We start from the raw sequence: 21,821 nt of genomic DNA, 5'->3' as shown, positions 1-21,821 counted from the left end.
GTTGAATGGTGGTGGGTGGGGGCTGGAGGACGGTGGGTACGCAACAATCGACGGGCCAGGACCAACCGGCCCCGAGGGGGAGAGCACGCTATGCGGGAGGTGTGGCCCGGGGACCCCTATCCGCTGGGCGCCACCTGGGACGGCACGGGGACGAACTTCGCGCTGTTCTCGGAGGTGGCCCGGCGGGTCGAGCTGTGCCTGTTCGACGACGCCGGACGGGAGACGCGGCGCGACCTGCCCGAGGTGGACGGGTTCGTCTGGCACGCCTACCTGCCCGGCGTCGGCCCCGGGCAGCGGTACGGGTACCGGGTGCACGGGCCGTTCGCCCCGCGCGAAGGGCACCGCTGCAACCCGTCCAAGCTGCTGCTCGACCCGTACGGCAAGGCGGTCGAGGGCGACGTCCGCTGGCACGAGTCGCTGTTCTCCTACCGGTTCGCCGACCCCGACGCGCTGAACGAGGACGACAGCGCCCCCTACATGCCGAAGAACGTGGTGGTGAACCCGTTCTTCGACTGGGCGGACGACCGCGCGCCCCGCGTCCCCTACCACGAGAGCGTCATCTACGAGGCGCACGTCAAGGGGCTGACGAAGCTGCATCCCGGGATCCCGGAGGAGCAGCGCGGGACGTACGCGGGCCTCGCCCACCCGGTGATGGTCGACCACCTGCTCGACCTCGGCGTGACGGCGGTCGAGCTGATGCCGGTGCACCAGTCGGTCCCCGAGCACGCGCTGGTGGCGCGCGGGCTCGACAACTACTGGGGCTACAACACGATCGGGTTCTTCGCGCCGCACAACTCCTACAGCTCGTCCGGGCAGTACGGGGAGCAGGTGCTGGAGTTCAAGGCGATGGTCCGCGCCCTGCACGAGGCGGGCATCGAGGTCATCCTGGACGTCGTCTACAACCACACCGCCGAAGGCGACCACCTCGGGCCGACGCTGTCGTTCCGCGGCATCGACAACGCCTCGTACTACCGGCTGCGGGACGACGACAAGCGCTACCACCTCGACTACACCGGCTGCGGCAACTCGCTGAACGTCCGCAACCCGCACGCGCTGCAGCTCATCATGGACTCGCTGCGCTACTGGATCCTGGACATGCACGTCGACGGGTTCCGCTTCGACCTCGCCTCCGCGCTCGCCCGCGAGCTGCACGACGTCGACCGGCTCGCCGCGTTCTTCGACCTCGTCCAGCAGGACCCGGTCGTGTCCCAGGTGAAGCTGATCGCCGAGCCGTGGGACGTCGGGGAGGGCGGCTACCAGGTCGGCAACTTCCCGCCGCTGTGGACGGAGTGGAACGGCAAGTACCGCGACACCGTCCGCGACTTCTGGCGCGGCTCGTACGCGACCATGCCGGAGTTCGCGTCCCGCCTCACCGGCTCCTCCGACCTGTACGAGCACAGCGCGCGGCGCCCGTTCGCGTCCATCAACTTCGTCACGTGCCACGACGGGTTCACGCTGACCGACCTGGTCTCCTACAACGACAAGCACAACGAGGCCAACGGCGAGCACAACCGGGACGGCACCGACGACAACCGCTCCTGGAACTGCGGGGTCGAGGGCCCCGCCCGCGACCCCGCCGTCCTCGACCTGCGCGCCCGGCAGCGCCGCAACTTCCTCGCCACGCTGTTCCTCTCGCAGGGCGTGCCGATGCTCTCGCACGGGGACGAGCTGGGCCGCACGCAGAAGGGCAACAACAACGCCTACTGCCAGGACAACGAGATCGCGTGGGTGCGCTGGGAGGACTCCGACGACATGGAGTTCGTCCGGATCCTGTCGCGGCTGCGGCACGACCACCCGGTGTTCCGGCGCCGCCGCTTCTTCACCGGCAGGGGCACCGGCGCCGCGGCCGACATCGCCTGGCTCACCCCCGCCGGCGAGAGCATGACCGACCAGGACTGGAACGTCGGGTTCGCCAAGTCGCTCGGCGTGTTCCTCAACGGCGACGCCATCACCGAGCCCGACCCGCGGGGCCGGCGCGTCCGCGACGACTCGTTCCTCCTGCTGGTCAACGCCGGGTCGGAGCCGGTCGAGTTCACCCTCCCCGGTGCCGAGTACGGCGAGCGCTGGGAGTTCGTCCTCGACACCGCCGAGCCCGGCACCGTCGGCGAGCGCCCCCGGCTGAAGGCCCGCGACGCCGTTCCGGTCGGGGACCGGGCGCTGCTCGTCCTGAAGCGGGGGGCGTGAGCCCGCCGCTCACGCGCGGGTCGCCTCCAGCGCGGTCAGGAACACCAGCACGAACGTGGCGGCCGCTACCGCGCCGTGCGTGATCACCGCCGTCGCGGGGAACGCCTGCTCCGTGCCGCGGGCGTGCCGGCCGCCGCGCCCGACGAGCCAGCGGGTGAACATCAGGAACCCCTGGAAGATGACGACGAGCAGCGTCCCGAAGGCCACCCAGGCGCAGGCCGCGCTCTCGGTGGCCAGGTAGGCGATCCAGACGGCCAGTCCGGCGACGGCCGCGAGCGGATGCCCCGCCACGACCAGCACCGGAAACCGTGTCACCTTCGTCGACGGACCCCCGTGAGCCATCCAGATGACCAATAATCGGCCGCCGCCGACGGCGGCGAGGATCCACGCGCCGAGTGCCGCGTAACCCAACCCCCCGCTCCCTTCGTGAGATTCTCATCTCCGACCCCGCGGCCAGTGTCGCGGCCGGAGGCCCCGCGTATGACGGATTCGCGAAACTTGGTGTACGGCCGGTCACTCCGCGCGTCCGGCGTCGAGTAGCTTGAGACCTCTATGCGGACGCTTTCTCCGGAGCCCGGCGAGGTCGACCTCGCCGAGCGCTACGCCTATCCGGCGGACACCACCTGGATGCGTGCCAACATGGTGGCCAGCCTGGACGGGGCCGCGCAGCGCGACGCGCGCAGCGGGGGCCTCGGCAACGCCTCCGACCGGCACCTGTTCCTGCTGCTGCGCGGGCTCGCCGACGTCGTGATCGTCGGCGCCGGCACCGTGCGCGCCGAGGGCTACGGGCCGGTCCGGCCGAGCGCGGGCTGGGACGGCCTGCGCGACGGCAGGCCGGCCGTCCCGCCGCTGGCGATCGTGTCCCGGACGCTCGACCTCGACTTCGACGCGCCGGTCTTCACCGAGGCGGAGAGCCGCACGATCGTGCTGGCGGCCGCGTCCGCCGGCCCGGACCGGCTGGCGGCCGCCCGGGAACGCGCCGACGTCATCGTCGCCGGGAAGAACACGCTCGACTTCCCCGCCGCGGTCCGGGAGCTCGCCGCCCGCGGCCACAGGCGCCTCCTGTGCGAGGGCGGTCCGGGGGTCCTCGCACAGGTGGTGGCGCACGGGCTGCTGGACGAGCTGTGCCTCACGCTGAGCCCCCTGCTGCTCGCCGGGCACCCGACACGGATCCTGGACGGGCCGCCCATGTCCGTCCCGTCCGAGCTGAAGCTCGCCCACGCCCTCCAGGACGACGACGGCTTCCTCTTCCTGCGTTACACCCGCAGCCGGTAGCGGGCGAACAGCACGCCCTCGTCCAGGTGGAGGGCCGTGGGGGTGAGCGGTATTTCGGCGTCCAGCCCGTCCAGGAGGCGGGTGTGGCGCCGGGCTCCGAGCAGGGTCGGGGCGATGTTGAGGCACAGCTCGTCGACGAGGAACGCGCGGATGAGCGCGGTGGCCAGGGAAGGACCGCCCTCGCAGAGCAGATGCTCGTATCCGAGCTCCTCGCGGAGGATCGTGACGGCCGCGGGCAGGTCGACGTCGTCCTCCCCGGCGGCGACCACCTGGACGTGGTCCGGAACCCTGTGCCGGACGCCGCGTGGCGTCACGACGAGCGTGGCCGTCTCGGCCTCGGTGAACAGCGGGAGCGTCCAGTCGAGATCGACGGAGCGGCTCACGACGATGATCGGCGCGGGCGGCCGACCGCGGCGCGCGCGCAGATCGGAGCGGAGGCGGGCCGGGCCGAGGCGTCCCGTGCGGGCCGTTCCGGCCCCGACGAGGATCGCGTCGGCCAGCGCCCGCAGAGTCCGGAACACACGGAAGTCGGCGGCGCCGCCGAGACCGTCCGTCCACCCCTCGGCGTCGGTGACGGAGCCGTCCACGCTCATGACCATGCCCAGCCGGAGGCCCGGCAGGTCGGCGTAGGCCTCGTACGGGTCGACGTGCGGGGCGGCGGCGCCGGCGGGAGGCTCGGGCAGCAGACGGCGCATGACCTGCACGTTATCGAACGCCGTATCGCGCCCCCGGCGTGTCCTTTTGTCGGTCCGGGGGCGCAAGATGGGGGGATGGACCTGCCGATCAGCCCGCCGCTGCCGCCGATGCTGGCCAAGGCGGTCAAGACCATGCCCAAGGGCGACCTGCTGTACGAGCCCAAATGGGACGGATTCCGCTGCATCGTCTTCCGGGACGGCGACGAGGTGGAGCTGTCCAGCCGGGGCGAGAAGCCGCTCACCCGCTACTTCCCCGAGCTGGTCGAGGCGGCGAGGCGCGAGCTGCCGCCGCGGTGCGTGGTGGACGGCGAGATCGTGCTGCCGATGGGGACGCGCCTCGACTTCGACGCCCTCCAGCAGCGCATCCATCCCGCCGCGTCGCGGATCAAGCTCCTGTCGGAGAACGCCCCGGCGTCGTTCGTCGCGTTCGACCTGCTCGCGCTCGGGGACGAGTCGCTGATGGAGGTGCCGCTCGGCGAGCGCCGGCGGCGGCTGACCGAGGCGCTGACCGCGGCGAAGGCGCCGATCCATGTCACGCCCGCCTCCGACTCCTACGACCTGGCGCTGCGCTGGTTCGAGGAGTTCGAGGGCGCGGGGCTGGACGGCGTCATCGCCAAGCCGCGGGACATCCCGTACCAGCCCGACAAGCGCGTGCTGTTCAAGGTCAAGCACGAGCGGACCGCCGACTGCGTCGTGGCCGGCTTCCGCTGGCACAAGTCCGGGCCCATCGTCGGGTCGCTGCTGCTCGGCCTCTACAACGCCGAGGGGAACCTCCAGCACGTCGGGGTGGCCGCGTCGTTCTCGATGAAGCGCCGGGCGGAGCTGGTCGAGGAGCTGAAGCCCTACCGGCTGGAGGATCTCTCACAGCATCCCTGGTCGGAGTGGGCGAACCAGACCGAGGCCACCGTCGACCGCATGCCGGGCGCCATCTCCCGCTGGACGGGCAAGAAGGACCTCAGCTGGGTGCCGCTGCGTCCCGACCTGGTGGTCGAGGTGGCCTACGAGGCGATGGAGGGCAACCGGTTCCGGCACACCGCCCGCTTCCGCAACTGGCGGCCCGACCGGACCCCGGAGTCCTGCACCTACGAGCAGCTGGAGATCCCCGTGGCCTACGACCTCGCCGACATCTTCGGCGGCCAGGCGACGAGCCCGCGCGTCGACCGCTGAACAGGGTCCGGCGCCGCGCCGCGTCCGGCGCCGGACCCGCGCGGCCGGGGCGCGCCGCGCCCCGGCCGCCGGCCGTCAGGGCTGGGTCTCGTTCTCGATGGTCTGCCTAATCAGCTCCTCGTCCGGCGGCGCGGACCTCTTCGCCGAGGTGAACGGGCGCAGGTAGGTCTGCTCGACGCCGGGGACGCGGTCCTCGATGACGAACGTCGCCTTGGTGGAGATCTCGGCGCCCGGCGTCCGGACGGTCGGGAGCGTCTTGAAGTCGGCCTTCATCTCCTCCCTGCTCATCCTCGTGATCACGTAGCCGCGCTGGTTGTTGTAGAAGCGCAGGTGCGGGTTGATCTTGAGGAAGGGGTGGGCGGCGGGGTCGGAGTCCGCGCCGTCGCCGGTGCTGGTGATGGACGTGCAGACCAGCTCGGCGCCGACCGTCCGGGAGCCGGGGTCGTCGTAGTCGGCCTTCAGGTCGCTCGCCCAGTGGGCGTGGACGTCGCCGGTGAGCACGACCGGGTTGCGGACCCCCGCGTCCAGCCAGCCCCTGGTGATCCGGTCGCGGGAGGCGACGTAGCCGTCCCAGGCGTCCATCGAGGTCTTCTTGACGGGGCCGTCGGTGTTGTCGCGCTGGGCGAAGAACACCTGCTGGCCGAGGACGTCCCAGTGGGCGGTGGAGCGGCGGAAGCCGTCCAGCAGCCACCTCTCCTGCGCGCCGCCGGTGATGGAGCGCTTCGGGTCGGCCGCCTCGGGGCAGTCCCGGTAGCCGTCGCCGCAGCTCTGGTCGTCCCGGAACTGGCGCGTGTCGAGCATGTGGAAGGTGGCCAGCCGCCCCCACCGGACCCGCCGGTAGAGCTGCATGTCCGGGCCCCTCGGCACGGAGCGGCGGCGCAGCGGCATGTTCTCGTAGTAGGCCTGGAACGCGGCGGCCCGGCGTGCGCGGAACGCCTCGGGGGACGGGGTGTCGGAGCCGGCCTCGGGGACGTCGTCGGCCCAGTTGTTCTCGATCTCGTGGTCGTCGAACACGACGAGCCAGGGTGCGGCCTGGTGCGCGGCCTGCAGGTCGTGGTCGGACTTGTACTGGGCGTGCCGCAGCCGGTAGTCCGCCAGCGTGACGGTCTCGGGTCCCTCGTGGTCACGGACGTTGCCGCCCGGGATGGTGTAGACGCCCTTCTTGTACTCGTACTGGTAGTCGCCCAGGTGCAGGACCAGGTCGGGGTGTTCCTCGGCGAGCCGCCGGTACGCGGTGAAGTAGCCGTGCTCGAACTGGGAGCAGGACGCGAACGCCATGGCGAGGGCGGGACCGTAGGTGGCGGGGTGGGGGGCGGTGCGCGTCCGCCCGACCGGCGAGACGTGGTCGCCGGCGCGGAAGCGGTACCAGTAGTCGCGGCCGGGGCGCAGGCCGTTCAGCTCGATGTGGACGGAATGGGCGGATTGCGGCCGGGCGGCGGCGACGCCGCGCCGCTCGACGCGGCGGAACCGCTCGTCGGACGAGACCTCCCAGCGGACGGGGACCGTGCGGGGCGGCATGCCGCCGAGGCCGTCCTCGGCGTGCGGGTTCACCGCCAGCCGGGTCCAGAGGACGAACCCGTCCGGTTCGGGATCGCCGGAGGCGACGCCGAGCGTGAACGGGTCGCCGGGCAGGGTGCGGGAACGGCGGGCGGCCTGGGCGGTTCCGGGGGCGCCGGTCACGGCGACGGCGGTGGCGAGCCCGCTGGTGACCAGGAAGGTGCGCCGGTTCAGGGGGTGTGCGGAGGCTGCCATGGAGGAGCGACCTTTCGGAGGAATCCGGCAGTGATCGCCGGACAGCCTCACGAAGGCCGGTGACCTCGGGGCACCGCGCGGATGACGTCCGCCACAACAGAAACGATCTTTTGGGCGGCGCCGGGAAGATCACGCAGCGCGAGGAAAAGGATGCTAGGCTAGCGCGCTACAAGTTACGCACACAGATAGCCAATCCTATGAATAGGAGTGTACCCAAGGCATGGGACTCCGTCAAGCCGACGCTGTCAACCCCGAGCGCGAAGAAAAGGCACGGCAGGCCGCCCTGCGGGCCGAGCAGGAGTACGTGTCCCGCGTGTACGCGCGGCTCGACGTCGAGCGGGCGAGCGCCGAGGCCGCGCTGCGGCAGGGGCCGGCCGGAGGCGGCGGCGTGTTCCAGGCGCGCCTGGAGAGCGCCGTCGCCTCCGAGGAGGCCGCCCGCCGCCTCGCCCGGCTCGGCGGGGTGGAGCACGGCCTGTGCTTCGGCCGCATCGACCACCGCGCCGGCGCCGGCGGCCCCGGCGACACGTTCTACATCGGCCGCGTCGGGCTCCGCGACGAGGACCGCGAGCCCATCCTGATCGACTGGCGCGCCGAGGCGGCCCGCCCGTTCTACACCGCGACCCCGGGCGCGCCCGGCACGCTCGCGCGCCGCCGTCACCTGCACCTGCGGCACCGCGAGGTCGTCCGGCTGGACGACGAGGTGTTCGACCTGGAGGGCCTGGAGGAGTCCGAACGCGGCGGCATCGTGGGCGAGGCCGCCCTCCTCGCCACGCTCCGCCGCCGCCGGACCGGCCGGATGAGCGACGTCGTCGCGACCATCCAGGAGGAGCAGGACCAGGTCATCCGGTCCGGCCTGCAGGGCGTGCTGGTCGTCCAGGGCGGCCCCGGCACCGGCAAGACGGTCGCCGCCCTGCACCGGGCCGCGTACCTCCTCTACACGCACCGCGACGTCCTCGAACGCCGCGGAGTGCTCGTCGTCGGCCCCAACGCCACGTTCCTCCGCTACATCGAGCAGGTGCTGCCGGGCCTGGGTGAGACCGACGTCGCGCTGGCCACGGTCGGCGAGCTGTATCCGGGCCTCAAGGCGGCGGCCGCCGACACCCCGGCGGCCGCCGTCGTCAAGGGCGGCCTGCGCATGGCCGACCTCGTCGAGGCCGCCGTCCACGACCGGCAGATCGCGCCCGCCGGCGGCCTGCGCATCGAGACCGACGGCCTCACCCTGGTCGTGGACGCCGAAAGGTGCGAGCAGATCCGCGACCGCGCCCGCGCCCTGCGCCTCCCGCACAACATGCAGCGGCGCCGCTTCGTCCACGACATGCTGGAGGCGCTCGCCTTCAACCGGGCGGAGCAGTACGACCGCATCATGGACGAGCCGCTGGAGGAGATCGCGAAGTCCGGCGGGCTCCCCGACTGGCTCCAGGAGCTCATCGACGAGGCCGAGGACGAACCCCTCCTCGACGAGACGGACCTCCGCCTGGCCAAGGAGGCCCTGTGGCAGGACCCGGCCGTCCGGTCCGCACTGGACGGGCTGTGGCCCGAGCTGACGCCCCAGCGACTCCTCGACGACCTCTTCGCCGATCCCGAGGCGCTCACCCGCGTCGGGGCGCAGGCCGGCCTCTCCCCCACCGAATGTGCGCTCCTGCACCGCCCGTCGGGCTCACCGTGGACGGTCTCGGACGTCCCCCTCCTGGACGAGGCCGCCGAGCATCTCGGCAAGGACGACTCCGCCGACCGGGCCCGGGAGCGGGCCGCGCGGGCCGCCCAGGCCGAGGAGGAGCGCTACGCCCGGGAGGTCATCGAGACCGCCGGGACGACGAACCTCCTGTCCGCACGCGACGTGATCTCCGCGGGCGAGCTCGCCGAGCGCCACCACGACGGCGGCCCCTTCCTCACCACCGCCCAGCGCGCCATGGCCGACCGCGAGTGGGCCTACGGCCACGTCATCGTCGACGAGGCCCAGGAACTCTCCGAGATGGCCTGGCGCACGGTGATGCGCCGCGTCCCGACCCGCTCCCTCACCGTCGTCGGCGACATCGCCCAGACCGGCAGCGCCGCGGGCGCCTCGTCCTGGGGCCAGATGCTCGACCGCTACGTGCCGGGCCGCTGGCGCGAGCAGCGCCTCCTGGTCAACTACCGCACCCCGGCCGCCATCATGCGGGTCGCCGCCGACGTCCTCGCCGCCGTCGCCCCCGACCAGACCCCGCCCGAACCCGTGCGCGACGACGGCCCGCCGCCCGCCGCGCTCGCGCTGCCGGTCGCCGAGCTACCGTCCCTCGTCCGCTCGGAACTGTCTTTGGTCACGGGCGGCGAGGACATCGGCGGAGCCTTCAAGGAGGGCCGCCTCGCCGTCATCACCTCGGCGGCCCGGCACGCCGCCGCGCTGGACGCCCTCCCGGACGCCGCCGCCGGCGCCACCCCGGAGGCCCTCGACTCTCCCGCCGTCGTGCTGACCACCGAGGAGGCCAAGGGCCTGGAGTTCGACTCGGTGATCGTCGTCGACCCGTCCGGCATCCTCACCGAGTCACCGAAGGGCGGCCAGGACCTCTACGTCGCCATGACCCGCGCCACCCGCCGACTGACCATCGTCCACGACCACGACCTCCCACCCCTCCTGTCAGCCCTGGCCTAACCGCGCTGGATGGCTGCGAGGGTGCGGTGGAGTTCGGTTGTGATGATCTGGCCGGCGGCGGCGGGGTCGCGGGTGCGGATGGCCTCTACCAGGGCGGCGTGGGCGGCCCGGCCGTGGGCGGTGTCGGAGGTGGGGACGTCGACGAGGGCGACCAGGTCGAGGAGGCCGTCGCGCAGGACGGGGACGAACTCGGCGAACAGGTCGGCGAGCACGGGGTTGTGCGCGGCGGCGATCACCGCGGTGTGCAGGGCGATGTCGGCGTCGATGAAGGGTTCGAGGGACGGGCCCGCGAAGGCCTCGTCGCGGGCGGCCAGGGCCGTGTCGAGGGCGGTCAGGTCGGCGTCCGTGCGGCGGGCGGCGGCGAGCTCGGCGGCCCGGACCTCCAGCATCGTGCGGATCTCGTAGATGTCGGCGACGGAGGCGCGGCGGAGCCGGGCGGGCCAGTCCTCGTCCGGCTCGGTCGCGACGACGAAGACGCCGGCGCCCTGGCGGGCCTGGACGAGCCCGGCGCCGGCGAGGGCGCGCAGCGCCTCGCGGACGGTGGAGCGGCCCACGCCGAGTTCCCTGGCGAGCGTCGTCTCGCCGGGGAGCCGCGTCCCGACCGGCCACGAACCGCCGGTGATCTGGTCGCGGAGGCGCTGGGCGGCCTGCTCGACGAGCGGGCTGGGGCGGAGCGGGCCGAGCGGCATGCGGGTTCCTCCGGGACGGTGACGGTCCCAGCCTAGCTTCACCTCAGCTTGTCTGAGGAGCTGAGGTGTGGTTGGGTGGCCGCCATGTCGTGGCGGGTTCTTCTTCTCGGTCGCCGCGGCGGGGCCTGATCCGGACCGGCACCCCGCCGCGGGGTCCGGTGCTGCCGGTCGTCCGGCGATGTAAAGGACAGAGCCCCATGAACTTCTCCACTTTGCGCACCCCGTCCGGCCCGGTGGCGGACGGCGCGCCCTTCTGGAACCCGCAGCGCGGCAGCTCGATGCCGTTCCACCGGTACCGGTCGGTGCACGAGCGCGTGCCGTCGCCCGTGCCGAACATCGAGCGCACCTGGCCGTCGCGGCGCATCGAGAGCGCGCCGCTGTGGGTGCCGGTCGATCTGCGGGACGGCAACCAGGCGCTGGCCGAGCCGATGGACACGCCCCGCAAGCGCCGCATGTTCGACCTCTTCGTGGCGATGGGCTTCAAGGAGATCGAGGTCGGCTACCCGTCGGCCAGCCAGACCGACTTCGACTTCGTCCGCCACCTGGCGGAGGCGGGCGTTCCGGACGATGTGACCCCGGTCGTCTTCACGCCCGCGCGGCGCGAGCTGATCGAGCGGACGTTCGCCTCCATCGAGGGGCTGCCCCGGGCGGTCGTCCACCTGTACACGGCGACGGGCCCGGTGTGGCGGGACGTCGTGCTCGGCTCCGGCAGGGAGGGCGTGCGGCGGCTGATCCTGGACGGGGCGGCGGATGTGGCGCGCCTCGCCCGGCCAGGCGTGCGTTTCGAGTTCTCGCCCGAGACGTTCAACGTCACCGAGCCGGACTACGCGTTGGAGGTCTGCGACGCGGTCACCGGGCTGTGGGACGCCTCGCCCGACCGCCCGGTGATCCTGAACCTGCCGGCGACGGTGGAGATCGCCACGCCGAACGTGTACGCCGACCAGATCGAGTACATGCACCGCAACCTCGCCCGGCGGAACGCGGTGATCCTTTCGGTCCACCCGCACAACGACCGCGGGACGGGCGTCGCCTGCGCGGAGCTGGCGCTGCTCGCGGGCGCGCAGCGGATCGAGGGCTGCCTGTTCGGCAACGGCGAGCGGACCGGGAACGTCGACCTGGTCACGCTCGCGCTGAACCTGCACGCGCAGGGCGTCGACCCGCGGATCGACTTCTCCGACATCGACGAGATCCGCCGGACGGTCGAGTACTGCAACCGGCTGCCCGTCCACGAGCGGCACCCGTACGGCGGCGACCTGGTCTACACGGCCTTCTCGGGGACGCACCAGGACGCGATCGGCAAGGGCATGGCCCGCCACGTCCGGCGCGCGGAGGAACAGGGCATGCCGCCGGAGCGGCTGCCGTGGGACGTCCCGTACCTGCCGATCGACCCCGCCGACGTCGGGCGCGGGTACGAGGCGGTCATCCGGGTCAACAGCCAGTCGGGGAAGGGCGGGATCTCCTACCTGCTGCGGACCGGGTACGGGCTGGACCTGCCGCGCCGCCTGCGGATCGAGTTCTCCCAGGTCGTCCAGCGGGCGACGGACGGCAGCGGCGAGGAGATCACCGCGGCCGATCTGTGGGACCTGTTCCGCGCCGAGTACCTCGACCGGTCCGGGCCGGTCTCGGTGGCGGGATGGCGGACGTCCCACGCCGATCCTCGTGCGGAGGGACGCCCTTCACAGGGGACAGGCCCGGCGCGGCACGACTTCACCGGTGTCATCGCCGTCGACGGGGACGAGCGCGAGTGCACCGGCTCCGGCAACGGCCCCCTGGACGCCCTCACCGGCGCGCTGGCCGCGGCCGGGATCAAGGTGGACGTGCTGCACCACGCCGAGCACTCGACCGAGGCCGGTCCCGACGCCAAGGCCGCCGCCTACGCCGAGTGCCGGGTGGACGGTGTGACGGCGTGGGGCGCGGGCCTAGACACGTCGGTGCTCACCGCGTCGGTGGAGGCCGTCCTGTCGGCGGTGAACCGCGCGAAGCGCGGCTAGCGGCGCCGGCCGAGGGGGCGGCGCCAGGACAGGCCCGTCCCGGGGATGCGGAACGTCATGTGCCGGCGCCCGTCCGCGGAGCGGGTGTAGCGGGCGCCGCGCGTCCCGACGCTGTGCCCGACCCCCTTCTTGGACAGGTTGATCCGGAACGGTCCCTTGCGGAGTGATTTTCGATAGCTCCAACCCATAAAGGCGGGGGTGCCCGGCAGGCACGCCGGGCATCCCTCCCCGCCGTCACGGACGGACCGAGATCAGGGTTACGGACGGACCGTGAGGCGCAACGGCAGGACGTGACCAAATCCGGTCCGAGTTCGTCGTGCGCCGCCCTTTACCCCGCGCCGCCGGGCGAGGAACCTGTGGCCCGACGGAGATCATTTTCATGACCGGAGGTGCGGGTTGGCCAGGCGATCCCTGAGACGAACCCGGCGGACGATGACGGTGGCCGTGCTGACGGGCGTCGCGCTCGCCGGCACCGGCGGCGGCGCGACGGCGCTGGCCCGGACGTCCCCCAAGATCGTGGTGAAGGACGGCGTGACCCAGCCGGTCTTCTCCTACAAGGACGCGATCCGCGAGCACGTCTACGTCGAGTCCGGCGTGGACAGCGACGGGGACGGCAGGAAGGACCGCGTCAACGTCGACATCATCCGGCCCAAGGAGACCGAGAACGGCCTCAAGGTCCCGGTGATCATGGACGAGAGCCCGTACTACGACAACGCCGGGCGCGGCAACGAGAGCGAGCTCAAGACCTACGACGCGAACGGGAACCCGGTGAAGTTCCCGCTCTACTACGACAACTACTTCGTGCCGCGCGGGTACGCGTTCCTCGCCGTGGACATGGTGGGGACGACCCGCTCCGACGGCTGCCCCGTCAGCGGCGGCCCGAGCGACGTCCTCGGCGGCAAGGCCGTGGTCGACTGGCTCAACGGGCGCGCGAAGGCCTACCGGCCGGACGGCAGCCCGGTGAAGGCGACGTGGACGACCGGCCGCACCGGCATGATCGGCAAGTCCTACGACGGGACGCTCGCCAACGGCGTCGCGGCGACCGGCGTGGAGGGGCTGGAGACGATCGTCCCGATCGCGGCGATCAGCAGCTGGTACCAGTACAGCCGCATGAACGGCGTGAAGTACTGGACGGACGAGCAGCCGTGGCTCGCCGACTACGTCGACACCGACCCGCCCGCCAAGTGCGCCGCCGCGAACGCCGGCCTCGACGAGGGCGAGGACGACGCGACCGGCAACTACAACGCCTACTGGAAGACCGCCGACTACCGGAACGGGACGATCGCCGACGCCCGCAAGGTCCGCGCCAGCATCTTCGCCTACCACGGCGTCAACGACCTGAACGTGAAGGACGACCACTTCGCGCTCTGGTGGGAGGCCCTCGCGAAGCGGGGCGTCCAGCGCAAGGTGTGGCTGTCGCAGCGCGGCCACGTCGACCCGTTCGACATCCGGCGGGACGCGTGGGTGCGCACCCTGCACCGGTGGTTCGACCACGAGCTGCAGAAGATCCCCAACGGCGTCATGCGGGAGCCGCGCGCCGACATCGAGGTCGGGCCCGACCAGTGGATCACCCAGCGCGACTGGCCGTCCCGGGACGCGCGGAACATCGTCCTGCGGCCGGGCGCGGACGGCTCGCTCGGCCTGAAGCCCGCGGCCGGGGGCGCGACCGCCGCGTTCACCGACGCGGCCGGCCCGCAGGGCGGCGGCTTCCCGGAGAGCGCGATGGTCGCCGACCCGACGACCGCGCAGCCGTACCGGGCCGCGTTCGTCTCCTCCCCGCTGCCGAAGACCGGGCGCCTGTCGGGCACCCCGGCGGCGCGGCTGCGGATCAAGCTGGACAAGCCGACGACGAACGTCACCGCGCTGCTCGTCGACTACGGCGAGGACACCCGCGTGAACTACCTCGGCGCCGGCTCCGGCATCCGGACGCTCGACACCGAGGACTGCCACGGTGAGAGCACCCCGTCCGACGACGCCTGCTACAAGCAGACGGAGGTCACGACGGTCGCCTCCCCCGCCAACGTCATCGCCCGCGGCTGGCTGGACGCCCAGAACGACCGGTCGCTGAGCCGGCCCCGGCCGCTGCAGCCGGGCCGCTACTACACCGTCGACTGGGAGACTCTCAGCCAGGAGTACGTGCTGAAGAAGGGCCACCGCCTGGCCCTCGTCCTCGCCGGGACGGACGCCGACTACAACACCGAGACGCCCACGGGCGCCCGGGTGACGGTGGATCTGCGCGGAAGCTCCGTCAGCATCCCGGTCGTCGCCGCCGAGGAGGACGTGAACACCCTGGTCGCCCCGCCGCGGACGAGCACGACGTGGCGCGGGCCGTCCAAGGTCGACCTGCCCGTCCAGGAGCGCAAGCTCTACTGACCCGACCATCTCCGCCGACCGTCCTTGAGGCCCGCCGCCCCCGAGCCGGCGGGCCTCAAGCACGTCCTAGAGGGCGATGCCCTCGCCCGGGTCGAGGAGGTGGAGGCGGTCGGTGAGCCCCGCCTTGTCGAAGGCGGGCGGGATCGTGTCGCGGCCCTCGGAGAAGTGCGTCCAGCCTTCGAAGTGCAGCGGGACGACCCGGGCGGCGCCCAGGATCGCGGCGGCCTCGGCCGCGCCCTCACTGGTCAGCGTCAGGTGGGCGTCGCCGACGAGCGGTGTCCGCGCTCCGCCGGCGAAGAGCACGGCGACGTCGATCGGGGCGAACCGCTCGGCGATGGCCCGGACGACGTCGAGCGACGCGTTGTCGCCGCTGACGTAGGTGGTCGGCACGCCTTCGCCGGACAGCACGAACCCGGTGACCGGGCCGGTGAGGTGCTCGGTGCCGTCCGGGCCGTGCCGGGCCGGGACGCCGGTGACGCGGAGGGTTCCGCCGTCAGGTCGCGGCAGGTCGGCGTGCTCCCAGTTCGGCAGGGCGCGGGCGGTGCCGCCGAGGCGTCCGGCGGCGGTCTCCGTCGTCAGCGTCAGCGGGACGTCCGCCAGGTACGCCCGGCCGGCCGTGTCCAGGTTGTCCGGGTGCTGGTCGTGCGAGAGCAGCACCGCGTCGACCGCGCCGATCTCGTCCGGGCCCACGACCGCGCCGATGGTCTTGGTCAGCTTCCGGGACCCGATCGGGTAGTCGCCGGGCGCGTCGAACGTCGGGTCGACGACGAGCCGCACGCCTCCGATCTCCAGGATCGCGCTCGGGCCACCGAGATACCGGACGTTCAACGAGGACATGCTCCCGCCTTCGACTCGACCTTCCGCACGACGGTTCAAGCGAGGCGCGGCGGCGGATATTCCCTACTGGTTGTCGGTGTCCTTGCTGGGCTGGACGCGCTTGGGCTCGCCGGGCATCTTCGGGTAGTTCGGCGGGTACGGCATGTCGCCGAGGCCGTGGTCCTTCTCGTCGCGGTCGGCCAGCTCCAGGAGGCCCTCCAGGGAGAAGGACTCCTCGTCGATGGACGCGTGGAGGTCGCCGATCTCGGCGAACCGGGCCGGCATCGTGGCGATCGTGAAGTCGTGCGGGTCGGCGTCGGCCAGCTCGTCCCAGGTCACGGGCGCGGAGACCGGGGCGTGCGGGGCCGGGCGGACGCTGTAGGCCGACGCGATCGTCCTGTCGCGGGCGTTCTGGTTGAAATCTATGAAAATCTGCTCGCCCCGCTCCTCCTTCCACCACCTGGTGGTGACCTCGGCGGGCGCGCGGCGCTCCACCTCGCGGCCGAAGGCGAGGGCGGCGCGGCGGACCTCGGTGAACGTCCAGCGGGGCTCGATGCGGACGTAGATGTGCACGCCGCCCTTGCCGGACGTCTTGACGTAGCCGGTGTAGCCCAGCTCCGCCAGCAGGTCGCGGGCCGGGCCGAGCGCCACCCGGACGGCGTCGGAGAAGCCGGTGCCGGGCTGCGGGTCGAGGTCGATGCGCAGCTCGTCCGGGTGGTCGACATCGCCCTTGCGGACGGGCCACGGGTGGAACGTCAGCGTGCCGAGGTTCGCCGCCCAGGCGATCACGGCGACCTCGGTCGGGCAGACCTCGTCGGCGGAGCGCCCGCTCGGGAACGCGATCCGGGCCGTCCGCACCCAGTCGGGCGCGCCCTTCGGGATGCGCTTCTGGTAGAACGCGTCGGACTTGCCGGCGCCCATGCCGGCCTGGCCGCGGGCGTAGTCCTCCCGGGTGGCCATCCTGGCGCCCTCGAAGACTCCGGCGGGCCAGCGTTCCAGCGTCGTCGGGCGGTCGCGCGTGGCGCGCAGGATGCCGTCCCCGACGGCCACGTAATACTCCACGAGCTGCCGCTTGGTGTACCCGTGCTCGGGGAAGTAGACCTTGTCGGGATTGGTCACCTTGACGAGCCGATCCCCGACCGGGATCTCGATGAAGGGCGAGGCCATGCCTGCACGCTAACCCACCGGTCGGACACGGTGCCGGGTACGGTCGGGGTATGGAGAAGATCCGCAAGAGCGAGGACGAGTGGCGGGCGCGACTGAGCCCCGAGGAGTTCCACGTGCTGCGCGAAGCGGGCACCGAGAAGCCCTTCACCGGCGAGTACACCGACACCAAGACGGTCGGCGTGTACCGGTGCCGCGCCTGCGGAACCGAGCTGTTCCGGTCGGAGACCAAGTTCGAGAGCCACTGCGGCTGGCCCTCGTTCTACGCCCCGTCCGGCTCCGACGCGGTCACGCTCATCGAGGACCGCTCGCTCGGCATGGTCCGCACGGAGGTGCGGTGCGCCGTGTGCGACTCGCATCTGGGCCACGTCTTCCACGGCGAGGGCTACGACACCCCCACCGACGACCGCTACTGCATCAACTCGATCTCGCTCACCCTCGAACCCGCCGAATAGGCCAACCGGAGCGGGCGCGCGGGCGTCCTCATGGGCGACGGCACGCCGTCCGGAGGGCGCCCATGGAAGAGATCGACCCCTACGAGATGGCGTACCTGTGCGGAGGGCCGAGACGGGTCGTCGAGACCGCGATCTTCGTCCTGTACCGGCAGCGCCGCGTCCGGGTCTCCCGAGGAACGCACCGGATCGACGTGGTGGCGCGCGAAGCGGACGACCCCGTGCAGGAGGCGGTGCTCCGGGAGATCCCGGACGTGGGACGGCTGCTCGGACAGGTGATCGCGGCGGCCGCGGAGTCGCCCGAGATCCGGCCGATCGCGGTGAGGCTGCTCGAGGACGGCCTGCTGCGCCGCGGCCTGCGCCGGCGGACCCGCCGGGGCGTGATGCTCCGCCACTGGTTCACCAGGCACGGAGCGGGCGAGCCGTCCCCCGTCCTCCGAGTCGCCATGATGGGCCCGGCCGGGATCGAGGAGGCCAGGATGCGGGAGATCCTGCAGAGCGACGACCCGGAGCCGATCAGCCTCCCCGGAGGGGTCCCCGGCGGCCGGACGCGCGGCCGGGGACTGGGCCTGGGCGGCGGTGGTGGGTCCGACTCAGAGCACGACGGCTGGGGTTCCGGGGGCGAAACCGGGGGCGGAGGCGACTAGCGGGTCTCGCCGACCTCGCAGTCGTCCTTGTCGCTCTGCTTGTTGGCGAGGACGACGCTGCCGTTGTCGTCGCTCTTGCCGTGGACGAAGACGCGGGGCTCGTCGTCGCCGCCGTCCTCCAGGAACTGGGTCGTCCACTCGCAGAGGTCGAGAGCGGGCCTGGAGTTCTCGTCCTCCTCGCCCAGGTCGGTGTAGACGCGGACGAAGGTGCCGCTGCGCCTGACGTCGGTGACGTGCTTGACGACCTTCTTGTCCGGGTCCTTGGTCTCGAAGTACGGCACCGCGTCGGTGATCTCGTCGGGGTCCCCGACGGCCTCGGCGCTCTCGTGCGGGGACGGCGTGGATCCGGTGCGGGCGGCGACGGTGGCGCGGGAGCCCGGCTCCGAACCGCCGGGCAGCAACAGGAAGCCGGCGACCGCGGCCACCGCGACGACCGCGGTCGCCCCACCGGCGGCGAGCCGTCGCCACCGCGACTTCCGCAGCGCCCTGACCAGCCGGTTCCAGTGGATCGCGAGCTTGGACGGCGGCTTGGCGTGCCGTCCGCGGGAGTGCTTGGCGGGAGACTCGGTCACGGACGGCACTTTACTGCGGATTCGCCCCATCATCCGCCGGGTTGGGGTGATCGGCGTCAGGCGAGGCCGGCGACCAGCTCGGCGACCGGCTTGCGGCGCCCGGTGTAGAACGGCACCTCCTCGCGGGTGTGCAGGCGCGCCTTCGCGCCGCGCAGGTGCCGCATCAGGTCGACGATGCGGTGCAGCTCGTCGGCCTCGAACGCCAGCATCCACTCGTAGTCGCCGAGCGCGAACGCCGACACCGTGTTGGCCCGGACGTCGGGGTAGTCGCGCGCCATCTTGCCGTGCTCGGCGAGCATGGCGCGCCGCTCCTCGTCCGGCAGCAGGTACCACTCGTAGGAGCGGACGAACGGGTACACGCAGACGTAGCCGCGCGGCTCCTCGTCGGCGAGGAACGCGGGGATGTGGCTCTTGTTGAACTCCGCGGGGCGGTGCAGCGCCATCTGCGACCACACCGGCTCGCTCGCGCGGCCGAGGGCCGTCCGGCGGAACCGGGTGTAGACCTCCTGGAGGTCCTCGGACGTGGGCGCGTGCCACCAGAACATGTAGTCGGCGTCCGCGCGCAACCCGGCGACGTCGTAGGCGCCGCGGGTGGTCACGTCCTTTTGGGCCGCCTGGTCGAGCAGGTCCTGCACCTCGGCCGCGTCCCTGTCACCGACCGTGCCGGGCTGGGCGACCCGGAAGACCGACCACATGGTGTAGCGGATGACGTTATTGAGTTCGCGTGCCTTCGGCTTGCCCGCCGGCTCGGTCATGATCTTCTCCTTCTCGACTGCGCAGGTCGTCCAGCACCCGGGTCGCCGCCGCCCGCGCCGAGGCGATGCACGCGGGGATGCCGAGGCCGTCGTAGGCGGCGCCCGCGACGGCCAGCCCCGGCGCCGCGGCGACCGCGACCCGGACCTTGGCCACGCGGTCGGCGTGGCCCACGTTGTACTGCGGGAGGCCGCCGCCCCACCGGGTCACCCGGCTCTCCACGGGCAGCTCGGTGACGCCGCAGGTCGCGGCGAGCTCGGCCATGGCCGAGGCGACCAGCTCCTCGTCGGAGCGCTGGAGGGTGCGCTCCTCACCGAACCGCCCGACGGAGCAGCGGACCGCGACGACGCCGGGGTCGCGCTCGCGCAGGTGAGGCCATTTCACCGAGCTGAACGTGACGGCCTTGACCCCCCGGCCGCCGCTCTCCGGGTCGCTCTCCACGCCCGGGACGAGGTAGCCGCTCCCCTTCGGGAGCCGCGGGAACGCGGTGGCCCGGTAGACGAGCGTGACGATCGCCATGCTCGCGTACTCGATGCCGGCCAGCTCCCGCGCGGCGGCGGGCACGTCGTGCTCCAGCAGCCGGGCCGCGGGGGCCGCCGGGACCGCGATCACCACGGCGTCGGCGTCGAGGTGCTCGGGGGCGCGGGTCGGGCCGACGGTGAGCCGCCAGCCGTGCTCGCGGCGGCGGAGCTCGCGGACCATCGCGCCGGTCCGGACCGTCCCGCCGGCCTCCTCGACGTCGCCGGCCACCAGGTGCGGGAGCGTGCCGAGCCCGCCCGGCAGGGTCGCGAAGACGGGGCCGGAGTCCTTCGGCGCGGCGTCCCGGATGCCCTGGACGGCGTGCACCAGCGAGCGGTGGCTGCGCGCGGCGGCGGCGACCGCGGGCAGGGTGGAGTCGAACGACAGCAGCTCGGTGCGTCCCGCGTAGACGCCGCCGAGCAGCGGCTCGACGAGGCGGTCGACGACCTCGCGGCCGAGGCGGGCGCCGATGTAGTCCGCGACGGACACGTCCGCGCCGCGCGGCGTCTCGGGCAGGACCAGGTCGAGCGGGACGCGCGCCAGCCCGGCCGGCGACAGCACCTGGGAGGCGGCGAGGGCCTTCAGGTCGGACGGGACGCCCATCACCTGCCCGGCCGGGATCGGCCGCAGCGACCCGCGGCTGACGATCGCCGAGGACGTGGTGCCGGGGTTCACCAGGTCGCCGGAGCGGCCGAGGTCGCGCACCAGGTCGAGGCCCTCGGGACGGCGGGCGAGCATCGACTCGGCGCCCTCGTCCACCGGGATCCCGGCGATCTCGCTGACCCGCAGCTTGCCGCCGATCCGGGGGGAGCCCTCCAGCACGGTCACCCGCACACCGCCCCGGGCGAGCATGCGCGCGGCGGCGAGGCCCGCGATGCCGCCCCCGACGACGACGGCATGGGACGTGGACATGCCTCCAGCCTTCCAGACGCCCCCCGGAACCGCGCACCGGGGCGCCCGGAGCGGCGGGCGTCGCATCCGGGGCCCGGACCTGGACCGACGCCGGCGCGAGCGCCGGGAGCCGGGCCGTGATCCGCGCGTGCCCTCATCGTTCCCGCATCGCGATCCGCCTGCCGGAACGGTGATGTGCGTCACCCCCGTCCAAGCCCCATGCGGATCGTCAGGAACATCACCTGTGCACTGGTCGTCCTGCTGCTCGCCGGGGTCCTGGCGGGGTGCTCGGGCGGCGGAGACGACTCATCGGGGGCGTCCTCCGAGGCGGTCGACCGCGGCGGCGCCCGCGCGCCGGCCGCGACGAGCGGGGCGGGCAGGCAGCAGTCCGGCGAGGCCGGGGGCGGGTCTGGGAGCGGGAGCCGGGCGGCGCCGCCCCTGCCCTCCGGGCGCGAGGTCGTCCACTCGGCGCAGCTGCGGGTCCGGGCGGGCGACGTGGAGAGCGCCGCCACCAAGGCCAAGCAGATGGTCACGACGGCGGGCGGCTACGTCGAGCAGGAGTCGACGTCCAGCGACCCCGCCCGCTCGGAGATCGCGCTGAAGATCCCGACCGACCGGTACACCGACGTCCTGAACCAGCTGAGCACGCAGCTCGGCACCAAGCTCTCGCTCAGCCAGCAGGCCGAGGACGTCACCGGCGAGGTCGCCGACGTGGAGGCCCGGGTGCGGTCGGCGAAGGCCGCGCTGGAGTCGTTCCGCAAGCTGCTCGACCGCGCGAACTCGGTCAGCGAGATCATCAACATCGAGGAGGAGATCGCCGAGCGCGAGTCCGATCTGGAGTCGCTGCAGGCGCGCCACAAGTCGCTCACGCACCGCACGGCGTTCGCGACCGTGACCGTGACGCTCGTGACCAAGCCCGCGCCGCCCGAGAAGAAGGAGGAGCCCCGCGGCGGCTTCATCGGCGGCCTGGAGAACGGCTGGGGCGCGTTCACCGCCTTCGTGGGCGGCCTGGCCACCGTGCTGGGCTGGCTGCTGCCGTTCCTCGTCACGGCCGCCGTCCTCGGCATCCCCGTGCTGGCGTTCCGGCACCGGCTGCGCGACCGCTTCTCCGGCTGGGGCTCGGCCGGCGCGCCCTCCCCGGCACCGGAACCCGAGAAGGCCGCCGTCGGCGCCGGCGAAGGGGCGCCGCCGGAGCGCCCGGCGGGGCCTGCCGGACCGCCGCCGCCCGCCTGACGCGCGGACCCGGCCGCGC

The 21,821-nt window shown here is 72.9% G+C and carries 19 protein-coding genes; 9 read left to right on the top strand and 10 right to left on the bottom strand.

Translation table 11 applies throughout. From position 1 onward, the window contains the following. Window positions 1-90 precede the first annotated feature (90 nt). Entirely contained in the window at window positions 91-2,184 is a 2,094-nt protein-coding gene (gene glgX, locus BM339_RS07410) for a glycogen debranching protein GlgX (RefSeq protein ID WP_075020324.1), read from the top strand. 9 nt (window positions 2,185-2,193) lie between these two features. Here glgX and BM339_RS07405 read toward each other — a convergent pair whose 3' ends face one another. Then, the gene (locus BM339_RS07405) at window positions 2,194-2,499 is read right to left on the bottom strand and encodes a hypothetical protein (protein ID WP_256255248.1); all 306 of its coding nucleotides are present in this window, start codon (window positions 2,497-2,499) and stop codon (window positions 2,194-2,196) included. 237 nt (window positions 2,500-2,736) lie between these two features. Here BM339_RS07405 and BM339_RS07400 point away from each other — a divergent pair, with 237 nt between their 5' ends. Continuing rightward, window positions 2,737-3,459 carry a pyrimidine reductase family protein gene (locus BM339_RS07400; protein ID WP_021593097.1) on the top strand — a complete coding sequence of 241 codons (723 nt, stop codon included), beginning with the start codon at window positions 2,737-2,739 and terminating at the stop codon, window positions 3,457-3,459. Here the strand turns inward: BM339_RS07400 and BM339_RS07395 are convergent. Continuing rightward, the gene (locus BM339_RS07395; protein WP_075020599.1) at window positions 3,441-4,154 is read right to left on the bottom strand and encodes a dihydrofolate reductase family protein; all 714 of its coding nucleotides are present in this window, start codon (window positions 4,152-4,154) and stop codon (window positions 3,441-3,443) included. The genes BM339_RS07400 and BM339_RS07395 overlap by 19 nt on opposite strands. 75 nt (window positions 4,155-4,229) lie before the next feature. On the opposite strand from BM339_RS07395, the gene BM339_RS07390 reads away from it, so the two are divergent. Next, window positions 4,230-5,321: an ATP-dependent DNA ligase gene (locus BM339_RS07390; RefSeq protein ID WP_024936199.1), complete on the top strand. Its 1,092-nt coding sequence runs from the start codon at window positions 4,230-4,232 to the stop codon at window positions 5,319-5,321. Between the two features lie 75 nt (window positions 5,322-5,396). Here the strand turns inward: BM339_RS07390 and BM339_RS07385 are convergent, their stop codons facing one another. Next, window positions 5,397-7,073, bottom strand: a complete 1,677-nt coding sequence (locus tag BM339_RS07385) for an alkaline phosphatase D family protein (RefSeq protein ID WP_075020322.1) — start codon at window positions 7,071-7,073, stop codon at window positions 5,397-5,399. Between the two features lie 220 nt (window positions 7,074-7,293). On the opposite strand from BM339_RS07385, the gene BM339_RS07380 reads away from it, so the two are divergent. After that, the gene (locus BM339_RS07380) at window positions 7,294-9,702 is read left to right on the top strand and encodes a HelD family protein (protein WP_075020321.1); all 2,409 of its coding nucleotides are present in this window, start codon (window positions 7,294-7,296) and stop codon (window positions 9,700-9,702) included. On the opposite strand, the gene BM339_RS07375 is transcribed toward BM339_RS07380, so the two are convergent. Further along, window positions 9,699-10,391 carry a FadR/GntR family transcriptional regulator gene (locus BM339_RS07375; protein WP_075020320.1) on the bottom strand — a complete coding sequence of 231 codons (693 nt, stop codon included), beginning with the start codon at window positions 10,389-10,391 and terminating at the stop codon, window positions 9,699-9,701. The two genes, BM339_RS07380 and BM339_RS07375, sit on opposite strands and share 4 nt — an antisense overlap. A 278-nt stretch (window positions 10,392-10,669) precedes the next feature. On the opposite strand from BM339_RS07375, the gene leuA reads away from it, so the two are divergent. Beyond that, window positions 10,670-12,382: a 2-isopropylmalate synthase gene (gene leuA / locus BM339_RS07370; RefSeq protein ID WP_143118333.1), complete on the top strand. Its 1,713-nt coding sequence runs from the start codon at window positions 10,670-10,672 to the stop codon at window positions 12,380-12,382. Here leuA and BM339_RS07365 read toward each other — a convergent pair. Beyond that, on the bottom strand, window positions 12,379-12,570 hold the full coding sequence (locus BM339_RS07365; protein ID WP_021596869.1) for a DUF4236 domain-containing protein: 192 nt from the start codon (window positions 12,568-12,570) through the stop codon (window positions 12,379-12,381). The genes leuA and BM339_RS07365 overlap by 4 nt on opposite strands. Window positions 12,571-12,814: 244 nt before the next feature. Here BM339_RS07365 and BM339_RS07360 point away from each other — a divergent pair, with 244 nt between their 5' ends. Beyond that, a complete protein-coding gene (locus BM339_RS07360; protein ID WP_143118312.1) occupies window positions 12,815-14,755 on the top strand; it encodes a Xaa-Pro dipeptidyl-peptidase in 1,941 nt (646 codons plus the stop codon). Window positions 14,756-14,821: 66 nt separating this feature from the next. Here BM339_RS07360 and BM339_RS07355 read toward each other — a convergent pair whose 3' ends face one another. Continuing rightward, a complete protein-coding gene (locus BM339_RS07355) occupies window positions 14,822-15,592 on the bottom strand; it encodes an MBL fold metallo-hydrolase (RefSeq protein ID WP_075020318.1) in 771 nt (256 codons plus the stop codon). A gap of 63 nt (window positions 15,593-15,655) precedes the next feature. Further along, complete coding sequence (locus BM339_RS07350; RefSeq protein WP_021596872.1) at window positions 15,656-16,738, bottom strand: DNA polymerase domain-containing protein; 1,083 nt, start codon at window positions 16,736-16,738, stop codon at window positions 15,656-15,658. Between the two features lie 50 nt (window positions 16,739-16,788). Between BM339_RS07350 and msrB the strand changes: the two genes are divergently transcribed. Beyond that, on the top strand, window positions 16,789-17,190 hold the full coding sequence (gene msrB / locus BM339_RS07345) for a peptide-methionine (R)-S-oxide reductase MsrB (protein ID WP_075020317.1): 402 nt from the start codon (window positions 16,789-16,791) through the stop codon (window positions 17,188-17,190). Continuing rightward, the gene (locus tag BM339_RS07340) at window positions 17,073-17,834 is read left to right on the top strand and encodes a TIGR04222 domain-containing membrane protein (protein WP_337959900.1); all 762 of its coding nucleotides are present in this window, start codon (window positions 17,073-17,075) and stop codon (window positions 17,832-17,834) included. Before msrB ends, BM339_RS07340 begins: the two co-directional genes overlap by 118 nt. Here BM339_RS07340 and BM339_RS07335 read toward each other — a convergent pair. From BM339_RS07335 to hemG, 3 genes are read right to left on the bottom strand one after another with little or no spacing between them, the layout of a single operon-like run. Beyond that, entirely contained in the window at window positions 17,831-18,406 is a 576-nt protein-coding gene (locus BM339_RS07335) for a hypothetical protein (protein WP_143118311.1), read from the bottom strand. The two genes, BM339_RS07340 and BM339_RS07335, sit on opposite strands and share 4 nt — an antisense overlap. 56 nt (window positions 18,407-18,462) lie before the next feature. Continuing rightward, window positions 18,463-19,161: a hydrogen peroxide-dependent heme synthase gene (gene hemQ / locus BM339_RS07330; protein ID WP_021596876.1), complete on the bottom strand. Its 699-nt coding sequence runs from the start codon at window positions 19,159-19,161 to the stop codon at window positions 18,463-18,465. After that, window positions 19,118-20,590, bottom strand: coding sequence for a protoporphyrinogen oxidase (gene hemG, locus BM339_RS07325; protein WP_083597386.1), 1,473 nt, complete (start codon window positions 20,588-20,590; stop codon window positions 19,118-19,120). The genes hemQ and hemG overlap by 44 nt, the downstream gene beginning before the upstream one ends. A gap of 198 nt (window positions 20,591-20,788) precedes the next feature. Between hemG and BM339_RS07320 the strand changes: the two genes are divergently transcribed. Continuing rightward, window positions 20,789-21,802 (top strand): DUF4349 domain-containing protein, encoded by a 1,014-nt coding sequence (locus tag BM339_RS07320; protein ID WP_075020313.1) that lies wholly within the window; start codon window positions 20,789-20,791, stop codon window positions 21,800-21,802. Window positions 21,803-21,821: the final 19 nt, after the last annotated feature.

Origin of the sequence: Actinomadura madurae, assembly GCF_900115095.1 — a bacterium.
GTDB lineage: Bacteria > Actinomycetota > Actinomycetes > Streptosporangiales > Streptosporangiaceae > Spirillospora > Spirillospora madurae.
This window is presented reverse-complemented; position numbering and strand designations above follow the sequence as displayed.